This window comes from Streptomyces triticagri, assembly GCF_003429565.1.
GTDB classification, from domain to species: Bacteria; Actinomycetota; Actinomycetes; order Streptomycetales; family Streptomycetaceae; genus Streptomyces; species Streptomyces triticagri.
Genome location: NZ_QUAK01000235.1, coordinates 14,425 through 34,849, shown reverse-complemented (window position 1 = coordinate 34,849; position 20,425 = coordinate 14,425). Strand labels below are relative to the sequence as shown.

The following is a 20,425-nucleotide window of genomic DNA, read 5'->3' as shown; positions in this document are numbered from 1 at the left end:
ATTTCTATGTCTAAGGTCCTCACCTCCCTGCCCATCGGCGAGCGCGTCGGCATCGCCTTCTCCGGCGGCCTCGACACCTCCGTCGCGGTCGCGTGGATGCGCGACAAGGGCGCCGTCCCGTGCACGTACACCGCCGACATCGGCCAGTACGACGAGCCCGACATCGCCTCGGTGCCCGGCCGCGCGTCGACGTACGGAGCCGAGATCTCCCGCCTCGTCGACTGCCGCGCGGCGCTGGTCGAGGAGGGCCTCGCCGCGCTGACCTGCGGTGCGTTCCACATCCGCTCGGGCGGCCGTGCGTACTTCAACACCACGCCGCTCGGCCGCGCCGTGACCGGGACCCTGCTCGTGCGGGCGATGCTCGAGGACGACGTGCAGATCTGGGGCGACGGATCGACCTTCAAGGGCAATGACATCGAGCGGTTCTACCGGTACGGGCTGCTCGCCAACCCGCATCTGCGGATCTACAAGCCCTGGCTGGACGCGGACTTCGTCACGGAGCTGGGCGGCCGCAAGGAGATGTCGGAGTGGCTGCTCGCCCACGACCTGCCGTACCGCGACAGCGCCGAGAAGGCGTACTCCACCGATGCCAACATCTGGGGTGCCACCCACGAGGCCAAGACCCTCGAGCACCTCGACGCCGGCGTCGAGACCGTGGACCCGATCATGGGCGTGCGGTTCTGGGACCCCGCGGTGGAGATCGAGCCCGAGGTCGTGACGATCGGCTTCTCCCAGGGCCGCCCGGTGACGATCAACGGCAAGGAGTTCGCGACTCCGGTCGATCTGGTGATGGAGGCGAACGCGATCGGCGGCCGCCACGGCATGGGCATGTCCGACCAGATCGAGAACCGGGTGATCGAGGCCAAGAGCCGCGGCATCTACGAGGCGCCCGGCATGGCGCTGCTGCACGCCGCGTACGAACGCCTGGTCAACGCGATCCACAACGAGGACACGCTCGACAACTACTACAACGAGGGCCGGCGCCTCGGCCGGCTGATGTACGAGGGACGCTGGCTCGACCCGCAGGCGCTGATGATCCGCGAGTCGCTGCAGCGCTGGGTCGGCACGGCGGTCACCGGTGAGGTGACGCTGCGGCTGCGGCGTGGCGACGACTACTCGATCCTCGACACCACGGGGCCGGCCTTCAGCTACCACCCGGACAAGCTGTCGATGGAGCGCACCGAGGACTCGGCCTTCGGCCCGGTGGACCGGATCGGCCAGCTCACCATGCGCAATCTCGACATCGCCGACTCGCGCGCCAAGCTCGAGCAGTACGCCGGGCTCGGCATGGTCGGCTCGACCCACCCCGCGCTCATCGGTGCAGCGCAGGCGGCGTCGACCGGGCTGATCGGCGCCATGCCGCAGGGCGGCGCGGACGCCATCGCCTCCCGGGGCCGGGTCTCCGGTGAGGACGAGATGCTGGACCACGCGGCGATGGAGTTCGGCACGGACTGACGGACTCGCGGACTGGCGGACCCACGGACTGACGGACTGACCCGCTGACGAACGGATCGCCGGATCGGTGAAGCAGGGGTCGGCCCTGCCGGACGTCAGTCGACGTCCACGTTGTCCAGCAGGTCGAGGAGTCGGGTCAGGACGCGGAGGCAGGTGTCGATCTCGGCGTCGGTGAGGTCGCCGTCGACCTGGCGCAGCATCGCCCGTTCCCGGTCGAGTACGGCGGTGACGGCCGCTCGGCCCGGTTCGGTGAGGCGGATCAGGGACGACCTCTTGTGGGTCGGGTTCGGGACGGATTCGGTGAGGCCGCGGGCCGTCGCCTCGTTGACCATCCGCTGGACGAACTGGCGGCTCAGCGCCTGCTCCCGGCCCATCTGCGGGACCGTCAGCGGGCCGTGCTCGCGCAGCAGGGTGAGCACGGCCCGTACGCCTACGGACAGGCCCTCGGCCGGCACGTCCTGCTCGACCTTGCGCTGGGCCCGCCGGTACAGCGGGCCCACCAGGTCGAAGACCTCGGTGAGGCGGTCGGTGGGGCGGCTGTCGGCGGTGCGGTGATCGGCCGGGCGGTGGTCCGCCGGCTTCGATTCCGGGGGAGTCGGCAGCTGGGCCGAGGGGCCGTCGGTTTCGCCCATGCCGTCGGTTTCGCTCGTGCCGTCGGTTTCGCTCATACGGACATCATGACACCTAGGTTGCCATCTGCCCCTTCGAGATGACACCTTGGTTGTCATGAATCCGAGTGATGTGTTCAGGATCGATACCGGTCCGGCCTCCGGCGCGGCGGAAGCCGGCCCTCCGCTCGTACTGCTGCACGGGGGCTTTCTGGATCACGGCATGTGGTTCCGGCAGATTCCCGTACTGGCCGAACGCCATCGCGTCATCGCTCCGGACGCCCGCGGGCACGGGCGGTCCGCCCATGCCACCGAGCCCTTCCGCTTCGCGGACGATCTGGCCGCGCTGCTCCGGGAGTTGAGGACCGGGCCCGCCGTGCTGATCGGCGTCTCGATGGGCGCGTCCATCGCGGTCGATCTGGCCCTGGAGCACCCGGAGCTGGTCCGCGCTCTGGTCGTGAGCGGTGCCGGCACCAGCGAGCCGTACTTCACCGACCCCTGGACGACCGCCGCCACCGCCGACTGGCACCGGGCCATGGCGGCCGGCGATCTGGACGCATCGGTCGAGGCCTTCACCCTCTTCGCGGCCGGCCCGCGGCGCACCCTCGACGAGGTCGACCCCGACGTGGTGGACCGGCTGCGACGGATGACCCGGGGGACCATGTCCCAGCACACCGCCGACGAACCGGACTTCATCGTCCCGGTCCGACGCACCTGGGAACGCGCCGCCGACATCGACGTCCCGGTACTGGCCGTCAACGGAGCTGTCGACTCCCCCGATCACATCGGCATGGCCGAACGGCTCGTCCACACGGTGCGCGACGGCCGCGCCGTCTCGGTCGAGGGCACCGCGCACTACCCGAACATGGAGCGGCCGGACCTCTTCGACGCAGAGGTCGAGGCGTTCCTGCGCGCCTTGTGAACGAGGGATCCGCCGACCTCCCGGCAGACCCCCCAGCGCCGAAGTGCGATGACGGGCGCGGCGGCGGCATGACAGCCTGAGGCCGGACCGAAGGGGAGGTGGTCGCGTTGGGCGGCGACTGGGAGTTGTCGAGGAGCTTCGACAGTGCCTCGGGCGAGGTGCGCTGGGAACGGTTCGGCGACCCGGCCGCGCCACCGGTGGTGCTGCTGCACGGCACGCCGTTCTCCTCGTACGTCTGGCGGGGCGTCGCGCGTGCGCTGGCCGTGCGCCACCAGGTGTACGTGTGGGACATGCCGGGCTACGGGACCGCGGTGAAGTTCGAGGGCCAGGACGTGTCGCTTGCCGCACAGGGGCGGGTCTTCGCGGAGCTGCTCGAGCACTGGGGGCTCGCCGAACCGGCTGTCGTCGCCCATGACTTCGGCGGGGCGGTGGCGCTGCGTGCGCATCTGCTGCACGGGGCACGCTACGGGCGGCTCGCGCTTGTCGATCCGGTCGCGCTCGCGCCGTGGGGATCGGCGTTCTTCCGCCTGGTCGGTGCGCATGCGCAGGTCTTCGAGCAGCTGCCGGCCAACCTCCACCAGGCCCTGGTCCGTGAGTACATCGCCTCCGCCAGCAGCCCCGGTCTGCACCCGAGTGTCCTGGAGCGGCTGGTCGAGCCCTGGCTGGGAGAACAGGGCGCGCCTGCGTTCTACCGGCAGATCGCGCAGGCCGACCAGCGGTTCACGGACGAGATCCAGGGGCGCTACGGGACGCTCGCGCTGCCCGTCCTGGTGTGCTGGGGGCAGGACGACACCTGGATCCCCGTGGCCAAGGCGCAGGAGCTGGTGGAGCTGATCCCGGGTGCCGGTCTGGTGCGGATTCCCGGCGCCGGGCATCTGGTCCAGGAGGACGCTCCGGCCGAACTCACCGCTGCGCTCGTGGAGTTCCTCGACTGACCGTGGCCGAGGCTGACGGTGGCCGTGGCTGATGGCGGCCGTGGCTGACGGTGGTCAGGGAGCGGCCGGATTCTTCGGCGGCGCCTCGTGCTGCGGTGCGTTGTCCCGCGGTGCGTTGTCATGGGGCGCCCCATGCTGCCGCGCCCCATGCTGCGGTGCCTCGTCCCGCGGCGCCGGTACGAGCAGTCGGTCGACCGCGTTGCGGAAGGCCGGCCACAGACCGGCGAACTCGTCGAGGGCGGACTGCCCCGCCGCTGTCAGCTCGTAGTAGCGCCGGGGCGGACCGGAGGCCGACTCCTGCCAGCTGGTGGTCACGAGATCGTCCCGCCGCAGCCGGGAGAGCAGCGGATAGACCGTGCCCTGGCTGGTGGCCAGCGCCCCCGTCTCCTCCAATTCCCGCAGCAGTTCCACGCCGTAGCGAGGGCCGTTCCGCATCATCGCCAGTACGCAGTATTCGAGCACGCCCTTGCGGAGCTGGCTCTCGGCCTTGCTCACGGTGCGATTGCTGGGGCTGCCCGGTTCCATGCAATGCACAGTACCCTGGCCGCGTCCGAGTACGGGGCGCCGCGGGGGAGCGAAAATGACTCGACCCCGATGCCCCATCCCGATGGACTGAACGCCATGACCTCAGACAGCTCCCCGGCCCCCGCCGAAGAACTCCTTCCTGCCACCCGCAGGGCCCTGCTGCACCGGACAGCACGCGCCCAGTCGGAGGGGCGGAGCCCGTCACTCGTCGCCGCGGTGGTGCGGGACGGCCAGGTGGTCTGGCACGGGTCGCGGACCTGCGTGAACGGCCATGCACCGGACGGCGATACGCAGTACCGGATCGGGTCCATCACCAAGACCTTCACCGCGGTCCTGGTGATGCGGCTGCGTGACGAGGGGCTGCTCGATCTCGCCGATCCGCTGGAGCGGCATCTGCCCGGCACCGGCGCCGGCGAAGTCACCGTCCGCCAGCTGCTCTCGCACACCGCCGGTCTCGCCGCCGAGACCCCGGCACCCTGGTGGGAGCGGACCCCCGGCACCATACGGCCGAGCCTCGACGACGTACTCGGAGCGGACCCGCTGCTCCATCCTCCGGGGCAGCGGCACCACTACTCGAACCCCGGCTTCACCCTGCTCGGTGCCCTGATCGAGCGGCTCCGCGGCGCCCCCTGGGCCGAGGTGCTGCGCCGCGAGGTGCTCGAACCGCTCGGGCTGCGGCGCACCTCCGCCCAGCCGGAAGCACCGCACGCTGGTGGTTGGGCCGTGCATCCATGGGCCGATGTGCTGCTGCCGGAACCTGCCGAGGACCTCGGTCTGATGGCGGCGGCCGGACAACTGTGGTCCACGACCTCCGACTTGGCCCGGTTCGCCGTCTTCCTGCTGGAGGGCGACGATCGGGTGCTGAGCGCCGAGACCGTTCGTGAGATGCGCAGGCCGGCTGCGCCCGGGGAGAGCGACTGGACCGGCGGGTACGGGCTCGGCGTGCAGTTGATCCGGTCCGGAGAGCGGGCGCTGGCCGGGCACACCGGCTCACTTCCGGGCTTTCTCGCCTGTCTGCTGCTGAGCGAGGCAGCCGACGAGGAGGGCCTGGCGGCGGTCGTGCTCGCCAACTGCACATCCGGGCCGCTCGTCGCGACGCTCACGGCGGACCTGATCGGCATCGTGGCCGACGCGGAGCCGCGCATCCCCGAGCCGTGGCGACCGCTGCCCGCGGCCGATCCCGAACTGCTCGCGCTGACGGGTTCCTGGTACTGGGGCACTCAACTCTTCGGCCTGCGGCTGTCCGCGGACGGCGGTGTCGAGTTCGGGCCACAGAACGGGACCGGGCGCCGATCGCGCTTCCGCGCCGACGGCGAAGGCCGCTGGATCGGCCTCGACGGCTACTACGACGGCGAGACGCTGCGCGTGATGCGAGGCGACGACGGGAAGGTCAGCCACCTCGATCTGGGGTCGTTCGTCTTCACACGGCTGCCCTACGAGGCCGGTGCGCCCGTCCCCGGCGGAGTGGACGAGGAGGGCTGGCGCGGTCTTCCGTGAAGCGGCCAGGTCGCGCGCCGAACAACGGGGCCTGTTTCACGTGAAACAGGCCCCGGAGACCGTAGCGCGGTATGCGGTCCTCACAGCTGCAGCTTGAATCCCACATGCGTGGCGGCGAAGCCCAGACGCTCGTAGAACCGGTGCGCATCGGTGCGGCTGACGTCGGAGGTCAGCTGAACCAGCGTGCAGCCGTCGTCCCGCGCGGTGTCCACGGCCCAGGTGATCAACCGGCTGCCGAGACCGCTGCCGCGTTCGTCGCCGTGCACCCGGACGCCCTCGATGACCGCGCGTGTGGCGCCGCGCCGCGACAGGCCGGGGATGTACGTCAACTGCATCGTCCCCACGACGCGTTCGCCCCGTACCGCCACCATCAGGTGCTGGTGCGGGTCGTCGGCGAGCCGTTCATGGGCGGCGAGATACGGCGTGAGGTCGTCGGGCGACTCGCGCTGGGCGCCGAGTGGATCGTCGGCGAGCAGCGCCACGACGGCGGCGATGTCCTCGCGGCGGGCGGGGCGAATCTCCAGATCGGTCATGCTCCGGAGGGTATGCCGGACATCCGGCCCAGGGCCGTGCAGGGTGACGACTCCCGGTTCACCCGGTGCCGGCAGACCGGGCAGGGACGGTCTCGACTCCCTCGACAGCCCTGACCAGCGGCGCGAGTTCAGGATTACCGGCCGCCTCGTCGAGGGCCTCGCGGAGCGCGCCGTCGTTGGTCGGCCGGGCCGCCGCAAGGAGCTGCCGGCCTGCATCGGTGACATCCGTGTAGATGCCCCGGCGGTCGGTGTCGCAGATGTACCGGGTCAGCAGGCCGCGGTCCTCGAGGCGGGCCACCAGGCGGGTGGTCGCGCTCTGGCTGAGCACCACGGCGTCGGCCACCTGCTTCATCTGGAGGTGGCCACCGGTTCCGTCGTGCTGCCGGCTGAGCACGTCGAGCAGGGAGAACTCCCGGGCGCTCAGGCCGTGTCCGCTCTGCAGGGCGCGCTCGATGTGCGCCTCGATCCGCCCGTGCAGCAGGGAGAGGGCGCACCAGCCCTGCGCGAGTGCGGTCAGGGCGGGGTCGTTCGCAGCCACGTCATTGCTCCGTCCCGTACGGAAATCCGGACCCTCGTCGGGGAGGGCCTGGACCTCAGCGTAGTCCACATCTGCAATAGACCGCGCTTGCAAGTAATGGCTCCGGGGGAGCAGCGGATGAGGGCTCAGCCGGCCGCGACGGTGAGCGGTGCGAACCTGCGGGTCCAGTCGCCCGGAAGGGCGGGGATGCCGTACGCCATCACCGAGTTGAACGCCACGGCATCCATGTCCGGGGATGACTTGAGCCACTGCAGCAGCTCCTCGTGACGTACGTCGATGTCGGTGCGCAGCGGGCGGTCCGTGTTCCGGGCGAGCGAAGCGATCAGGGCCTTGGCCGTATCGGTGTCCCGGGCGATCAACGGACCGACGACCTGGGTGTCCATATTGGGCCAGGCCGCCGCATAGCCGATCAGCTCCCCGTCCTCCTCGGCGACCCTGAACTGGTCGGCGAAGGCGGGGAGTCGGATGAGTACATGGGTCCGGTCACAGCCGAAGACCTCGGTGTCGAGTCGCAGTACCCCGGCCAGGTCCTCGGCGGTGGCGGCCCGGGTGCCGACAGGGCTCTCCGGGGTGGTGGGTGTGACGTGCCCGCGGACCATCTCGGCCCGGCCGACGGTCTTGAAGCCGAGCTGCTCGTAGAGCGGTCGGCCGTTGGGGGTGGCGTGCAAGGTCACCGGGGTGGGCGCGATCTCGGCCAGCACCTGCTGCATCAGATGGCGGCCGATGCCCTGCCGGGCATGCCGTTCGGCGACCAACACCATGCCGATGGCCGCCAGTTCGGGCCGGTCCGCGGGTCCGTACGAGGTGACCACGCAGGCCGCGGCGAGGCCGCCGGCGGGATCATCGATCCCGTACCCCCGACCGGCCGCGAGGAGCAGGCCCCACTTGTGTTCTTCGCGGGGCCAGCCCCGGTCCTCGGAGAGATCGGCGCAGGCCGTGAGGTCGCGGACGGTGAGGGTCCGGGCGGATGACGTGGCAAGGGAAGGTGTCGGCACGCGGTCAGGCTGGCTGACGGGCGCCCTCGGAGTCCACCGCTTTACCGGAGACCGAGCGACGTCCACGGGCGGACTCCCGCTGCTTTCGGCCACGTTTGGTCAGACCCCAGGGCTTGAGCACCGAGATGACCATCATGAAGAGATAGGCGCTCAACGAGACGATCGGTCCGGCGATCAGGTCGGTGGGATCCACCAGTGAGGCCCCGGATGCCACGGTGTCGACGGCGTCGGAGACTCCCGGGCGCAGCGCGAACACCGAGGCGATGGTGGTGGCGAGGGTCAGCCAGAATTTGACGTAAACCCAACGGTGCCTGGCCAGCCCCCAGTGCGTGCCAAGAGACAGTACGAGGCCGCTCAGCAGCGTGAGGAAGGCCAGTGGCAGCACCAGCCAGTCGGTGAAGATCTTCATGGAGCGGACGGCGGCTTCCGTCGTCGCCGCGGAGTCGGTGGTGATCGCCGCGACGGCCAGAGCGAGCAGCCCGAGCGTGAGCCCGAGCCAGCCGGCTGCGGCGGCGACATGGACAACCAGGGTGGCCCGGCGTGCGGGGCGGTCGAGTTTCACGTGAAACACGGTGCCGCGCGGACCGCCTCCGGGCGTCTGCCGACGGGAGTAACCACGACTACTGAGCCGGGCGTACGGAGAGGTGCCTGCAACGGGGGCACCTCATCGGCCGGGCGTAGCGCACCCCGGATGACCTCGGGGGCGTACAGCCGGCCCGCTGCCTCGGCCCGCCGCTGCCTCAGCCCAGATCGGGCGCATGCATCGCCCGTACGCCCTCGATATTGCCGTCCAGATAGTGGCGCAGCGACAGCGGCACCAGGTGGACCGAGGCGATGCCGACCCGGGTGAACGGGATCCGCACGATCTCGTACTCGCCAAGTGGCTCCTCGACCTCCGGTCCGTGCCGCAGAGCGGGGTCGATCGAGGCCAGCCGGCAGACGAAGAAGTGCTGGACCTTCACACCGGTGGCACCGCCGTCGGCCCCGATGTGCTCGACGGTGTCGACGAAGCAGGGCACCACATCGGTGATCTTGGCGCCCAGTTCCTCGTACACCTCACGGTGCAGGGCATCGACGACGGTGGCGTCCTGCTGCTCCACTCCCCCGCCCGGCGTGACCCAGTAGGGATCCACTCCGGGCTTGGTGCGCTTGATCAGCAGCAGGCTCTCGCCGTCGAGCAGGACGGCTCGGGCGGTGCGCTTCACCACGGGTCGGACGCTCATGCAAGGAATGTGGCCCGTGCCGTTCCACGTGAAACACCGCGCCCCGCGTACGCCCCGGGGAAACGGGGCGGCGGTGGCCGGTCGGGCCGCTCAGCTCCATGCCGAGGCGGCCCGCAGCAGCCAGTCGTGCGCCTTCGCGATGTGCGGCATCGCCAGCGTCCCCGTACGCACCACCAGAAAGTACGTGCGCAGCGGCGGCACCGCGGGCTCGTGCACCGCCACGATGTCGCCGCGTGCCAGAGCATCGGCACACAGATAGCGCGGCAGCACCGCGAGCCCCGCTCCCGCGACCGCGCAGGCGAGCACCGCCCGCAGATCGGGTACGACGACGGTGCCCGAGCCGGCCGGCCGGGAGTCGAAGACCGAGGCCCAGTAGCGCGCGACGAACGGCAGCGACTCGTGCACCTCGATGACCGGCAGGTCCTCCAGGGCATGGGCGCCCTCGCTGCGCAGCAGGCCCGGCCCGATCCGGTCGGCGAGCGCCGGGGTGGCCACGAGCATGTGCTCCTCGTCGCAGAGTGCCGTCGCCGTCAGCAGCGCTCCTCGCGGGCGGGCGGTGGAGATCGCCAGATCGTGGTGCCCGGCCGCCAGCCCCTCGAGGGTCTCCTCGGCATGGCCGAACGAGGCCCGCAGAGTGAAGCGCTGCCCGTCGTCACCGGTCAGGGCGGTGAGCGTCGGCAGGGCGCGCTCCGCGGTGAACTCCAAGGGGCCCGCCAGATGGAGCGTGCGCATCGACGACTCCTGGTCGAGGCCGCTCTCCGCGATCTCCACCAGGGAGTCCAGGTGCGGTGCCGCCTTGTGCGCCAGCTCGTCGCCGATCGTCGTGGGTGTCACCCCGCGCGCCTGCCGCAGGAACAGCGGGCGCCCCAACTGCCGCTCCAGGGTGCGTATCTGCGCGGTGACCGCGGGCTGGGACAGCCCGAGGAGGGCCGCGGCCCGGGTGAAGGAACCGGCCCGGTGCACGGTGACAAAGGTGCGCAACAGGGCCAGATCCATCGGACGCCCCTCCCCTCCCATGTCCCCGCAGAGGCCCAACTATAAATATGTCGATAGGTCGCTGTCGCTACCGTGATTGGACACTGACAGAGAGTCAACTAGCCTTGTGCAGGCGGTTCTTCGCGCGCAGAACCGGGACGGCCCGAGCCACGAGGGGGGAGGCTCGGGCCGTTCAGCAGGCCGGGAGACCCGGTCTCAGGCGACCGGGACGTCAAGTGCCCGCAGCACATCCGCGATGAGATCCTCCGGATCCTCCGCGCCGGCCGAGAAGCGGATGAAGCCTTCCGGTACGGCGTCGCCACCCCAGCGCCCGCGGCGCTCCGCGGTGGAGCGCACCCCGCCGAAACTGGTGGCTTCCTCGACGAGGTGGAGCTCGGCCAGAAACCGCTCGGCCCGCTCCCGTGAGGGCAGCGTGAAGGACACCACGCTGCCGAAGCGGCGCATCTGCCGTGCGGCGACGGCGTGCGAGGGGTCGCCGCCGAGCCCCGGGTACCGCAGACCCGTGACGTCGGTCCGTGCCCGCAGGGCCTCCGCCACGGCGAGCGCGTTGGCGTTCTGCCGGTCGATGCGCAGCTGCAGGGTGGCGAGGGAGCGGTGCGCGAGCCAGGCCTCCATCGGCCCGGGGATCGCCCCGACGATCTTCCGCCAGCGCCGGACGTCCGCCATCGCCTCGGCGTCTGCCCCGGTCACATAGCCGAGCAGCAGATCACCGTGCCCGGTCAGCCCCTTCGTACCGCTGGCCACCGAGAAGTCCGCACCGAGCGCGAGCGGGCGCTGGCCGAGCGGAGTGGCGAGGGTGTTGTCCACCGCCACCTTGGCGCCTCTCTCGTGCGCCGCGGCCACGAGCCGGCGGATGTCGCACACGTCGAGGCCCGGGTTGGACGGGGTCTCGATCCACAGCAGCGAGGCGCCGTCGAGCAGCTCCAGCTGTGCGTCGCCGCCGGTGGGCGCGGTGCGCACCTCGATCCCGTACGCGGTGAGCTGCTCCCGCACCAGGGGCAGCGCCTGATAGCCGTCGTCCGGGAGCACAGCCACGTCACCGGCGCGCAGCTGCGAGAACAGGACGGCGGAGATCGCGGCCATGCCCGAGGCGAAGACCAGGGTCTCGACCGGCCCGCCGGAATCCTGCCCGGGCGCCTCGAGCTCACCGATGGCGCGCTCGAGATGCGTCCAGGTCGGGTTCTCGTCGCGGCCGTACGTATAAGGGCCGGTGGGGTCGCCCGGCAGATGGAAGTGGGCCGCGAACACCGGCCCGGGCAGCGTCGGTTCGTGCTTCACGGGCTCCGGCAGGCCGGCCCGTACGGCCCGGGTGCCCTCGCCGTGCGGCGGGTGCTCCGGGTGCTGGTGCTCTGTCATGCCGCGTCCTTCTGCGCCAGTGCCGCGCGGACCGCGCGGAGCAGCCCTGGAACCGCGGCTTCCACCATGTCCAGGCACTCCTGGAAACCGTCCGGTCCGCCGTAGTACGGATCGGGGACGTCCGGCTCCGCCGTGTCGTCACCGTCCACCGACGGGTCGTAACCGCGCAGCAGCTGTACCTTCGCGGCATCGGCGGGCCCGGGCGCGAGCCGTTTCAGTGCGCGCAGGTGGCCGGAGTCCAGGGCGATCACCAGATCGAGCCGCGTGAAGTCCGCCGCGGCGAACTGCCGTGCGGTGTGCCGGCCGTCGTAGCCGTGCGCACCGAGCACCGCGACCGTCCGGGGATCTGCTCCGTCGCCCTCGTGCCAGCCGCCCGTTCCGGCACTCTCCACCTCGACACGGTCCTCGAGCCCGGCCTCGGCCACCCGGGCGCGGAACACGGACTCGGCCATCGGCGACCGGCAGATGTTGCCCGTGCAGACGAAACTCACACGGAAGGGGACAGCGGCGAGGGTTTCGCCCTGCCTTTCGGGGGCGTTCTCGGGGTGATTCATCGGGATCGCTCAGTCACGGTCGTCGGGCAGGACCACGTTCATCGCCCAGGAGACGATGCTGATGATCAGGCCACCGAGCACGGCGGTCCAGAAGCCCTCCACATGGAAGCTCAGGCTCAGCTTGTCCGCGAGCCATGAAGTGAGCAGCAGCATCAGGGCGTTGACCACGAGGGTGATCAGGCCGAGGGTCAGGATGAACAGGGGGAAGGTCAGCACCTTCACCACCGGCTTGACGAGCCAGTTCACCAGGCCGAAGACCAGCGCCACCAGGATCAGCGTGAGCACCTTGCGCGGGGTGCTGTTGCCGGTCAGGGTGATCTTGTCCAGGAGCCAGATGGCCACGGCGAGCGCCGCCGAGTTCGCGATCGTCTTGACTACGAAATTCTTCATGTGTCTGATCGTGGCAGACGTGATCGGCGCCGGGCACCGGCGTGCGGCGGGGAGTGAGGGCGGACACGGCCATGAAGGCTTTTCGACTGGACGAGCTCGAGGCGGAGCGCGCGGCGAACGACGGCGCGTATCTGCAGTTCCTGAAGGAACGGAACATGTCCGTCGGCCTGTACGCACTCGACGCCGGGCAGACGGACCCGCAGCAGCCGCACGCACAGGACGAGGTCTACTTCGTGGTCAGCGGACACGCGTCCGTGACGGTCGGTACCGAGACGACCGCGGTCGGCCGGGGGAGCGTCGTGTACGTACCGGCGAAGGTGCCGCACAAGTTCCATCACATCAGCGAGGATCTGCGCGTCCTCGTCGTCTTCTCGCCCCCGGAGGGCTGAGACCGCTCGCCCGCGCAGCGCCGAGCGCCGGCCACCGGGAACCCTGAGGCTGCTCTCAGGGTTGGATCAGGGAAGGACAGGGGATCCTGGCGCCCCACGGGCGTGCCCGGCCGCCTAGCATCGAGGGCAGAGGGTCGGCGGACCGGAGCGACCGGTACCGGGGATGCCGGTGACGCCGGAGACCGGAGAGATCCGGAGGAAGAGGTGGAGACGATGGATGTGCGGGAGATATTCGCGGGGTTGCCCTGGTGGGTGAAGTGGATCGCGATTCCGGTGATCGCCCTCGTGGTGTTCGGCGGGGTGATCGGCTGGATCATCAGCGTCGTGGTCGGCCTGCTGTTCAAGGTCCTCGTCTTCGTGGCCCTCGTCGCCGGACTCATCTATGTCGTACGGAAGTTCATGTCCACCACCTGACGGTGGTGAAGGCCGGTGCAGACAGATGTGCAGAGACGTTCCCCCACCCGGGGGAATGTTCCGGATGAAACCTCCGCCCGACGCACGGCGCGGCTAAGGTCCGAAGGCAACGCGGAGTCGGCCCCTGTGGCGGGGCCTTCCGCCAACCCCTGAGCGGGTTCCGTACGAGGTACCCCACGCACCTCGGGAGTGGACCTTGGCCACGCCAGTCAGCACCACAGCACCGACTCTGATCGGATCAGTACAGCGGGCCCTGCGCCTGCTCGAGGCCGTCGGCTCCCACGAGTCCGGCGCCCCCGCCAAGCAGCTCGCGCGCGAAGCCGGCCTCGCCCTCCCCACCGCCTACCACCTGTTGCGCACCCTCGCCCACGAGGGCTATCTCCGCCGTGAGCACGGTCTGTTCGTGCTCGGCGAGGCCGCCGAGCGGCTCAGCAGCAGTGGCGCACGGCAGACCAGACGCAGCGCGATCAGCGACGAGACGGACCGCTGGCGCGACGCCGTCGGCGTCCCTGTCTACTTCGCGGTGTACCGCGCAGGCGAGGTCGAAGTGGTGGCCATCTCCGACACCCCCGGCAATCCGGCCGTCGAGGAGTGGGCCGACTTCCGCGAGACGGCGCACGCCCATGCGATCGGCCAGTGTCTGCTCTCCCAGCTCGACGAGACGGATCGGCGCGACCATCTCGCGCGCTATCCCGTCGCCCCCACGACCCGCTACGGGGTCCCCGACGAGCGCACCCTGCTGCACAGACTCGCCCGCACCCGCCCGATGCAGCCGGTGGTGGAGATTCAGGAGTACGCCCTCGGATCCGTCTGCGCCGCGGTGCCGATCACCATGGGAGCGACCCCCGCCACGATGGCCATCTCGATGCCGCTCCACCAGGCCGACCGACTGATGCCCGCCGTACGTGAGTTGCAGCGCGGCATCGGTCGGAAGCTCGGCTCGCTGGCATTCTCTATCAGCATCTGAAAACTCACAGCTTGTGATCTCCTGGGTACGTTGAGCAAGATTCAGGTTGGGGCGGGAAGATGATTCCTGGCCAACTCACCGCCACAGCAACGGGGTAGTTGATGCAAGAGTCCGTCCAGGCCGAAGTGATGATGAGCTTCCTCGTCTCCGAGGAGCTCTCGTTCCGCATCCCGGTGGAACTGCGGTACGAGGCGTGCGATCCCTACGCCGTGCGGCTGACCTTCCACCTGCCCGGGGACGCGCCCGTGACCTGGGTCTTCAGCCGCGAGCTGCTCGTCGACGGGATCAACGGCCCCTGCGGCGAGGGCGATGTGCACATCGCCCCGCACGGCGCCCAACTCACCGATGCCGTCATCCGGTTGCAGGTCGGCGCCGACCAGGCGCTGTTCCGGGCCGGGATCGCCCCGCTCATCGCGTTCCTCGACCGCACGGACAAGATCGTCCCGCTCGGGCAGGAGGCGACGCTCGCCGACTTCGACAGCCATCTGGACGACGAGCTCGGACGCATCCTCGCGGAGGAGCAGAGCGCCGGCTGAGGACCCGCTCCTCCGCGATCATGCCGTAACGCTTCAGCGCTTGCGGCGTCTGCCTCCGCCGCCACGGCCCGAACGCCTCGGCGGCGGCTGAGCGCCGGGCCGTCCCGCCGAGTCCTGCGCGCCGCCCGGCCGGTCGGCGGACACCATGAGGGCCGCCAGGGCCGTCGTGAGCGGCACCGAGGCGACCAGGCCGATGGACCCGACCAGTGTGCGGACGATCTCCTCCGCGACCAACTCGCTGTTGGCCACGGTGCCGACACCCTGCTGAGCGATGGAGAAGAGCAGCAGCAGCGGCAGCGCCGCACCGGCATAGGCGAGCACCAGGGTGTTGACCACGGAGGCGATGTGGTCACGGCCGATCCGGATGCCCGCGCTGTACAGCTTGCGCCGGCTCATCGTCGGATCCGCCGCGTGCAGCTCCCAGACCGCGGACGTCTGCGTCACGGTCACATCGTCGAGCACACCGAGCGAACCGATGATGACGCCCGCGAGCAGCAGACCGCTCATGTCGATATCGGGGTAAAGACCGTGAATCAGCCCGGTGTTGTCGTCCGTGTTGCCGGTCAGCGAGGCCCAGCCGATGAAGGCCGAACCGAGCACACCGATCAGCAGCAGCGACATCAGCGTGCCGAGCACCGCGACCGATGTCCGCGCGGTGAGCCCATGACACATGTAGAGCGCGATCAGCATGATGGCGCTGGCCCCGACCACCGCCACCACCAGCGGATTCGAGCCCTGCAGGATGGCCGGCAGGATGAACAGGGTGAGCAGCGCGAAGCTCACCACCAGCGCGACGAGAGCCATCACGCCACGCAGCCGGCCGACCACCACCACCGCCAGGGCGAAGATGCCGGCGAGCAGAGCCAGCGGCAGCCGCCGGTTCACATCGGTCACCGAGTACTGCAGTTCCTTCGGGGCGTCGGGCGCGTAGGCCACCACGACCTCCTGGCCCTGCTTCAACTTCCGTGAGGCGTCCGGCTGTACGACCTCCTCGAAGGTGCGGCCCTTGTTCTCGCCGCTGGTCACCTTGATCGTCGCCTTGCCGCAGGTGCCCTTCGCACGCTGCTCGGCGGTGGAGCCCTCCGGCGTCGAGGTGTCCCCGGTCGGCGGCGGTTGGGAGGCGTTCACGTCCTTGCAGTCGACGGTGTCGACGCGGACGACCGTGGCCGACTCGGTCTGCCGGTCGAAGCCGACACCGCTGCGCTCATGGCCGGGAGTGCCGCCGGGCCAGAGCACGACGAGACCGACCACCACCGCCGCGGCGAACGGGATCAGTACCGCGGCGATCACCCGGCGCAGATGCCGGGACACCGGCGCGGCGGGGCCGTGGCTGTGGCTGTGGCCGTGGCCGTCCGTGGGCGGAGGACCGGGCGGCTCGGGTGGCTGCTGCATCGTGGTCACCTGCCGATCATCGCAAGAACGCCGGGGGCCCTCTGTTCATCGCGGCCGGGATGACGCTAGCGTGGGGGCACATTTGTACACGCGGGAGCTCGGAGCACCGGGCTGAGAGGGCGCTGACCTCCGTACGGCGGACCGGCAGAGACGGTTCACACACACGGAGAACGGCTGCGTCGACCGCCGAACCTGTTACCGGGTAATGCCGGCGTAGGGAGTAGGTCTCATGACCACATCGGACATCAGCACGTCTGCCTCCGCGAGCGACAGCGGCGCGGAGTCCGGACCGTCCATCGGCTGGCACAAGGCGTACGTCGAGGGCTCGCGCCCCGATCTGCGCGTGCCGGTCCGCCAGGTGCACCTCACCAACGGCAAGGCCGTCACCCTGTACGACACTTCGGGGCCGTACACCGACCCGTCGGCCGAGACCGACGTCCGCCGCGGGCTCGCTCCGCTGCGGGCGAACTGGATCATCGGACGGGGCGACACGGAGGAGTACGCGGGCCGTCCCGTCCGCCCCGAGGACGACGGGATCAAGCACACCTCACCGCGCGGCGGCCTCGGCAACCTCGACGCGGTCTTCCCCGGCCGCCCGCGCCAGCCGCGCCGCGGCCGGGGCGGGCGGCCGGTGACGCAACTGGCGTATGCGCGCAGGGGCGAGATCACACCCGAGATGGAGTTCATCGGGATCCGGGAGAACCTGGACCCCGCCGTGGTCCGCGACGAGGTCGCCGCCGGCCGCGCCGTCATCCCGGCGAACGTCAACCACCCGGAGATCGAGCCGATGATCATCGGCAAGCGGTTCCTGGTGAAGGTGAACGCCAACATCGGCAATTCCGCGGTCACTTCCTCCATCGAGGAGGAGGTGGACAAGATGACCTGGGCCACCCGCTGGGGCGCCGACACCGTGATGGACCTCTCCACGGGCCGCAACATCCACACCACCCGCGAATGGGTGCTGCGCAACTCCCCGGTCCCGATCGGCACCGTGCCGCTCTACCAGGCCCTGGAGAAGGTCGACGGGCGCGCCGAGGAGCTGAGCTGGGAGGTCTACCGCGACACCGTCATCGAGCAGGCCGAGCAGGGCGTCGACTACATGACCGTGCACGCCGGCGTGCGCCTTCCGTTCGTCCCGCTCACCGCGAACCGCAAGACCGGCATCGTCTCGCGCGGCGGCTCCATCATGGCCGCCTGGTGTCTCGCCCACCACAAGGAGAGCTTCCTCTACGAGCACTTCGAGGAACTCTGCGAGATCCTCGCGTCCTACGACGTGACGTACTCGCTCGGCGACGGACTGCGCCCCGGGTCGATCGCGGACGCCAACGACCGTGCCCAGTTCGCCGAGTTGGAGACGCTCGGCGAGCTCAACCGGATCGCCAAGGCCCACGACGTACAGACGATGATCGAGGGCCCGGGCCATGTGCCGATGCACAAGATCAAGGAGAACATCGACCTCCAGCAGGAGATCTGCGAGGAGGCGCCGTTCTACACCCTCGGTCCGCTGACCACGGACATCGCGCCGGCCTACGACCACATCACCTCCGGGATCGGCGCGGCGATGATCGGCTGGTGGGGCACCGCGATGCTCTGCTACGTCACGCCCAAGGAGCACCTCGGCCTGCCGAACCGCGACGACGTCAAGACCGGCGTCATCACGTACAAGATCGCAGCCCATGCCGCGGACCTCGCCAAGGGGCATCCGGGGGCGCAGGACTGGGACGACGCGCTGTCCGACGCGCGGTTCGAGTTCCGCTGGGAGGACCAGTTCAATCTGGCCCTGGACCCGGACACCGCACGGGAGTTCCACGACGAGACGCTCCCCGCGGAGCCGGCCAAGACGGCCCACTTCTGCTCGATGTGCGGGCCGAAGTTCTGCTCGATGAAGATCAGCCACAGCATCACCGAGCAGTTCGGCGGACGGGACACCGACGGCACGGCCACGGACGAGGAGATCGCCGACGGCATGCTGCGGAAGTCCAAGGAGTTCGCCGAGGCCGGCCACCGCGTGTATCTGCCGCTCGCGGACTGACGCGCGCGCCGGCGCTCCGGTCCGGCGGCGGCTGCTCGGGTTTGTGCTCGGGCCGTCCGGCGGCTACTCGGGCTTGTGCTCGGGCCCGCCGAAGTCCGGACTGGAGAAGTCGGGACTCGAGTAGCTCGGCGGCGGTCCCGCATCGGGGCCGCCGTCGGGGCTGCTGAACCCGGGCCGGTGATAGCCGAGTTGCGGCATCCGGTGCTCGTCGCCGCCCGAATCGCCGTCGGGCGGCGTGGAACTGGTCAGGGCCTCGCGCAGGAACGGCAGCAGCCCGCGTTCGAGCAGCGCCTGGCGCCAGGCCTCTCTCGCACGGTCGATCGCCGCGTCCCGCTCGACCGCGGCGTCGGCCCGCAGCGACGTCGGGGCGTTGCGCAGCGCGGTGAGCAGCAGCCCCACCGCGGCGACGAGAATGCCCGCGGCCGTCAGCGCGGCGAACACCCAGCCCGTCGTGAGGAGCGCATCGGCGACGGCCGGCTCCGGGCTGAGCATCTTCAGTACGTACCCGATGAGCAGGAAGATCGCGGCGGCCGTGCCGGCCAGGACCGGGGCGAGCACGGCGAGCACCGCGACCAGCCCGGCACCCGCGGTCTCGGTCACCCCGCCCAAGGTCGTCGCCAGGCCCACCGGCCCGGGACCGGACTCGGGTGCGGGCTCGGGCTCGCTGTGCATCCGGGCACTCGGCCGGCGCAACTCGCTGCGGAGCTCCACGAAGTGCTGGTACTCGGCCGCGGCGGCAGCGGTGATCAGCGCCGTGGCGTTCAGGGCCATGGTGCGCAACTGCTCGACGGTCAGGCGCTCGCCGATCTCGGCCAGACCTGGGCTGTCCCTGGCGGAACGCAACGCCTCATCGAGGATCCGCTCGTATTCCTGGCGGTCCTCGTTCAGCAGGTGCGGAGCGCTGTTCATGTGCATCCCCCGATGCTCCGTAGGGCCCGGAGCCCGCCCGGAGACGGGCGGTCGGGCGGAAACGGAGGAGAGCCTGCTACGGATAAGCCGATGGTAGAGCGGTTACGGCACGCGGTGACAGGGGGTTTCCGGAAATTGGGCCGAGGCCCGGGGCGGTCATATGTGGGCCGCTCTTGCCGGGGTGACGATCAGCCTTCCAGCGGGAGTCGGCGTACCAGGAGCTTCCCGGCCATGGTCACACCGCCGTCCATGGCGATGGCGAGACCGTCCGCGTAGACGTGCGGACCCTCGACCTTCGGGCCCTGAGCCTCCTCGCCGTCCTCGGAACCCACCTCGCCGAGCAGATACGGGATCGGGCTGTGGCCGTGCACCACACGTGTGCCGCCGTAGGCGTCGAGCAGTTCGCGTACCGCGGTGGCGCCCGACTCGTCACGGAAGGCGAAGCGCTTGGTGAACTTGCGGAACAGATCCCAGGTCTCGTGCGGGTCCTTACGGGTGAGCGCCTCGCGGATGGTGTCGTTGACGGCCTCGATGGAGTCGCCGTAGTCGAGATAGACGGTGGTGTCGGAGTGCATCAGCAGGTGCCCGTCCGCGAGCTCCATGGCGTCGAGCCGTGACATCCACTGCAGATGGACGTCCTGCAGGCGGTCCATGTCCGACTTCTGGCCGCCGTTGAGCAACCAGGCGGCCTGGAAAGTGGCGGTGCCCGCACCGGAGTTGATGGGGGTGTCACCGAAACGCTTCGCACCGAGCAGCAGCAGCTCGTGATTGCCCATCAGCGCCTTGCAGTAGCCGCCCGCCGCCGCGGCCTCCGCGGACAGCCGCATGACCAGGTCGATCACTCCGATGCCGTCCGGACCGCGGTCGGTGAAGTCGCCGAGGAACCACAGGCGCGCATTGCCCGCCGCCCACGCGCCGTTCGCGTCGATCAGGCCCTGCTCGTACAGCGCGGCCGTCAGCTCGTCGAGATAGCCGTGGACGTCGCCGACGACGTAGAGCGGGCCGGGCGCGGAGCCGCCCTCGACCGGCTCGGGCGCCGGCTCGGGGACCGTCACCTGGACCGTGTCGCCCCGGTTGATGACCGGGAGATCGCGCTGCGTCGGCGTGTACCCCTCGGGCTCCTCGCCCGGTACGGGAGGTGCCGCAGGAGGCTCGCCGGTCCCCTGCACATATGCGGGCACCCGAAAGTCACGGACCGTGTCCGTACGCACCGCGGGTCCCTGACCGGCCCCCTGAGTCATCGACCCCTCCACCACCGT

Annotated in this window: 23 protein-coding genes; 9 read left to right on the top strand and 14 right to left on the bottom strand. The window is 70.3% G+C overall.

The window, feature by feature from the left end:
* Positions 1-6 precede the first annotated feature (6 nt).
* Positions 7-1,455, top strand: a complete 1,449-nt coding sequence (gene argG / locus DY218_RS32290; RefSeq protein ID WP_128559739.1) for an argininosuccinate synthase — start codon at positions 7-9, stop codon at positions 1,453-1,455.
* A gap of 95 nt (positions 1,456-1,550) precedes the next feature.
* Here the strand turns inward: argG and DY218_RS32285 are convergent, their stop codons facing one another.
* The gene (locus DY218_RS32285; RefSeq protein ID WP_407703714.1) at positions 1,551-2,057 is read right to left on the bottom strand and encodes a MarR family winged helix-turn-helix transcriptional regulator; all 507 of its coding nucleotides are present in this window, start codon (positions 2,055-2,057) and stop codon (positions 1,551-1,553) included.
* A gap of 124 nt (positions 2,058-2,181) precedes the next feature.
* Between DY218_RS32285 and DY218_RS32280 the strand changes: the two genes are divergently transcribed.
* Positions 2,182-2,985 (top strand): alpha/beta fold hydrolase, encoded by an 804-nt coding sequence (locus DY218_RS32280; RefSeq protein ID WP_128559738.1) that lies wholly within the window; start codon positions 2,182-2,184, stop codon positions 2,983-2,985.
* A gap of 98 nt (positions 2,986-3,083) precedes the next feature.
* On the top strand, positions 3,084-3,920 hold the full coding sequence (locus tag DY218_RS32275) for an alpha/beta fold hydrolase (RefSeq protein ID WP_233522007.1): 837 nt from the start codon (positions 3,084-3,086) through the stop codon (positions 3,918-3,920).
* A 54-nt stretch (positions 3,921-3,974) separates the two neighbouring features.
* Here DY218_RS32275 and DY218_RS32270 read toward each other — a convergent pair whose 3' ends face one another.
* The gene (locus DY218_RS32270; protein WP_128559737.1) at positions 3,975-4,445 is read right to left on the bottom strand and encodes a PadR family transcriptional regulator; all 471 of its coding nucleotides are present in this window, start codon (positions 4,443-4,445) and stop codon (positions 3,975-3,977) included.
* Between the two features lie 96 nt (positions 4,446-4,541).
* On the opposite strand from DY218_RS32270, the gene DY218_RS32265 reads away from it, so the two are divergent.
* Positions 4,542-5,942 carry a serine hydrolase domain-containing protein gene (locus tag DY218_RS32265; protein WP_128559736.1) on the top strand — a complete coding sequence of 467 codons (1,401 nt, stop codon included), beginning with the start codon at positions 4,542-4,544 and terminating at the stop codon, positions 5,940-5,942.
* A gap of 80 nt (positions 5,943-6,022) precedes the next feature.
* Here the strand turns inward: DY218_RS32265 and DY218_RS32260 are convergent, their stop codons facing one another.
* From DY218_RS32260 to DY218_RS32220, 9 genes are all read right to left on the bottom strand, one after another.
* A complete protein-coding gene (locus DY218_RS32260; protein ID WP_128559735.1) occupies positions 6,023-6,475 on the bottom strand; it encodes a GNAT family N-acetyltransferase in 453 nt (150 codons plus the stop codon).
* A gap of 58 nt (positions 6,476-6,533) precedes the next feature.
* Positions 6,534-7,013 (bottom strand): MarR family winged helix-turn-helix transcriptional regulator, encoded by a 480-nt coding sequence (locus DY218_RS32255; protein WP_128559734.1) that lies wholly within the window; start codon positions 7,011-7,013, stop codon positions 6,534-6,536.
* Between the two features lie 125 nt (positions 7,014-7,138).
* Positions 7,139-8,008 carry a GNAT family N-acetyltransferase gene (locus DY218_RS32250; protein ID WP_128559733.1) on the bottom strand — a complete coding sequence of 290 codons (870 nt, stop codon included), beginning with the start codon at positions 8,006-8,008 and terminating at the stop codon, positions 7,139-7,141.
* Between the two features lie 4 nt (positions 8,009-8,012).
* A complete protein-coding gene (locus DY218_RS32245) occupies positions 8,013-8,570 on the bottom strand; it encodes a DUF2269 domain-containing protein (protein WP_128559732.1) in 558 nt (185 codons plus the stop codon).
* A gap of 178 nt (positions 8,571-8,748) precedes the next feature.
* Complete coding sequence (locus DY218_RS32240; protein WP_128559731.1) at positions 8,749-9,231, bottom strand: NUDIX domain-containing protein; 483 nt, start codon at positions 9,229-9,231, stop codon at positions 8,749-8,751.
* Between the two features lie 90 nt (positions 9,232-9,321).
* Positions 9,322-10,227, bottom strand: a complete 906-nt coding sequence (locus DY218_RS32235) for a LysR family transcriptional regulator (protein WP_128559730.1) — start codon at positions 10,225-10,227, stop codon at positions 9,322-9,324.
* Between the two features lie 195 nt (positions 10,228-10,422).
* Positions 10,423-11,583 carry a cystathionine gamma-lyase gene (locus DY218_RS32230; protein WP_128559729.1) on the bottom strand — a complete coding sequence of 387 codons (1,161 nt, stop codon included), beginning with the start codon at positions 11,581-11,583 and terminating at the stop codon, positions 10,423-10,425.
* Positions 11,580-12,137 carry a low molecular weight protein-tyrosine-phosphatase gene (locus tag DY218_RS32225; protein ID WP_128559728.1) on the bottom strand — a complete coding sequence of 186 codons (558 nt, stop codon included), beginning with the start codon at positions 12,135-12,137 and terminating at the stop codon, positions 11,580-11,582. Before DY218_RS32225 ends, DY218_RS32230 begins: the two co-directional genes overlap by 4 nt.
* A gap of 9 nt (positions 12,138-12,146) precedes the next feature.
* Positions 12,147-12,527 (bottom strand): phage holin family protein, encoded by a 381-nt coding sequence (locus DY218_RS32220; protein WP_128559727.1) that lies wholly within the window; start codon positions 12,525-12,527, stop codon positions 12,147-12,149.
* A 71-nt stretch (positions 12,528-12,598) separates the two neighbouring features.
* Between DY218_RS32220 and DY218_RS32215 the strand changes: the two genes are divergently transcribed.
* The 4 genes from DY218_RS32215 (at position 12,599) to DY218_RS32200 (ending at position 14,833) form a co-directional block, all read left to right on the top strand.
* Entirely contained in the window at positions 12,599-12,916 is a 318-nt protein-coding gene (locus tag DY218_RS32215) for a cupin domain-containing protein (RefSeq protein WP_128559726.1), read from the top strand.
* A 219-nt stretch (positions 12,917-13,135) separates the two neighbouring features.
* Positions 13,136-13,330 (top strand): DUF5326 family protein, encoded by a 195-nt coding sequence (locus DY218_RS32210; RefSeq protein ID WP_128559752.1) that lies wholly within the window; start codon positions 13,136-13,138, stop codon positions 13,328-13,330.
* Positions 13,331-13,526: 196 nt separating this feature from the next.
* The gene (locus DY218_RS32205; RefSeq protein ID WP_233522006.1) at positions 13,527-14,297 is read left to right on the top strand and encodes an IclR family transcriptional regulator; all 771 of its coding nucleotides are present in this window, start codon (positions 13,527-13,529) and stop codon (positions 14,295-14,297) included.
* Positions 14,298-14,398: 101 nt separating this feature from the next.
* A complete protein-coding gene (locus DY218_RS32200) occupies positions 14,399-14,833 on the top strand; it encodes an SsgA family sporulation/cell division regulator (protein ID WP_128559725.1) in 435 nt (144 codons plus the stop codon).
* 33 nt (positions 14,834-14,866) lie between these two features.
* On the opposite strand, the gene DY218_RS32195 is transcribed toward DY218_RS32200, so the two are convergent.
* Positions 14,867-16,225, bottom strand: coding sequence for a YibE/F family protein (locus DY218_RS32195; RefSeq protein WP_199566924.1), 1,359 nt, complete (start codon positions 16,223-16,225; stop codon positions 14,867-14,869).
* Between the two features lie 229 nt (positions 16,226-16,454).
* On the opposite strand from DY218_RS32195, the gene thiC reads away from it, so the two are divergent.
* Entirely contained in the window at positions 16,455-18,257 is a 1,803-nt protein-coding gene (gene thiC, locus DY218_RS32190; protein ID WP_128559723.1) for a phosphomethylpyrimidine synthase ThiC, read from the top strand.
* A 63-nt stretch (positions 18,258-18,320) separates the two neighbouring features.
* Here thiC and DY218_RS32185 read toward each other — a convergent pair whose 3' ends face one another.
* Entirely contained in the window at positions 18,321-19,172 is an 852-nt protein-coding gene (locus DY218_RS32185) for a hypothetical protein (RefSeq protein ID WP_128559722.1), read from the bottom strand.
* 182 nt (positions 19,173-19,354) lie between these two features.
* On the bottom strand, positions 19,355-20,407 hold the full coding sequence (locus DY218_RS32180; protein WP_128559721.1) for a metallophosphoesterase: 1,053 nt from the start codon (positions 20,405-20,407) through the stop codon (positions 19,355-19,357).
* Positions 20,408-20,425 lie beyond the last annotated feature (18 nt).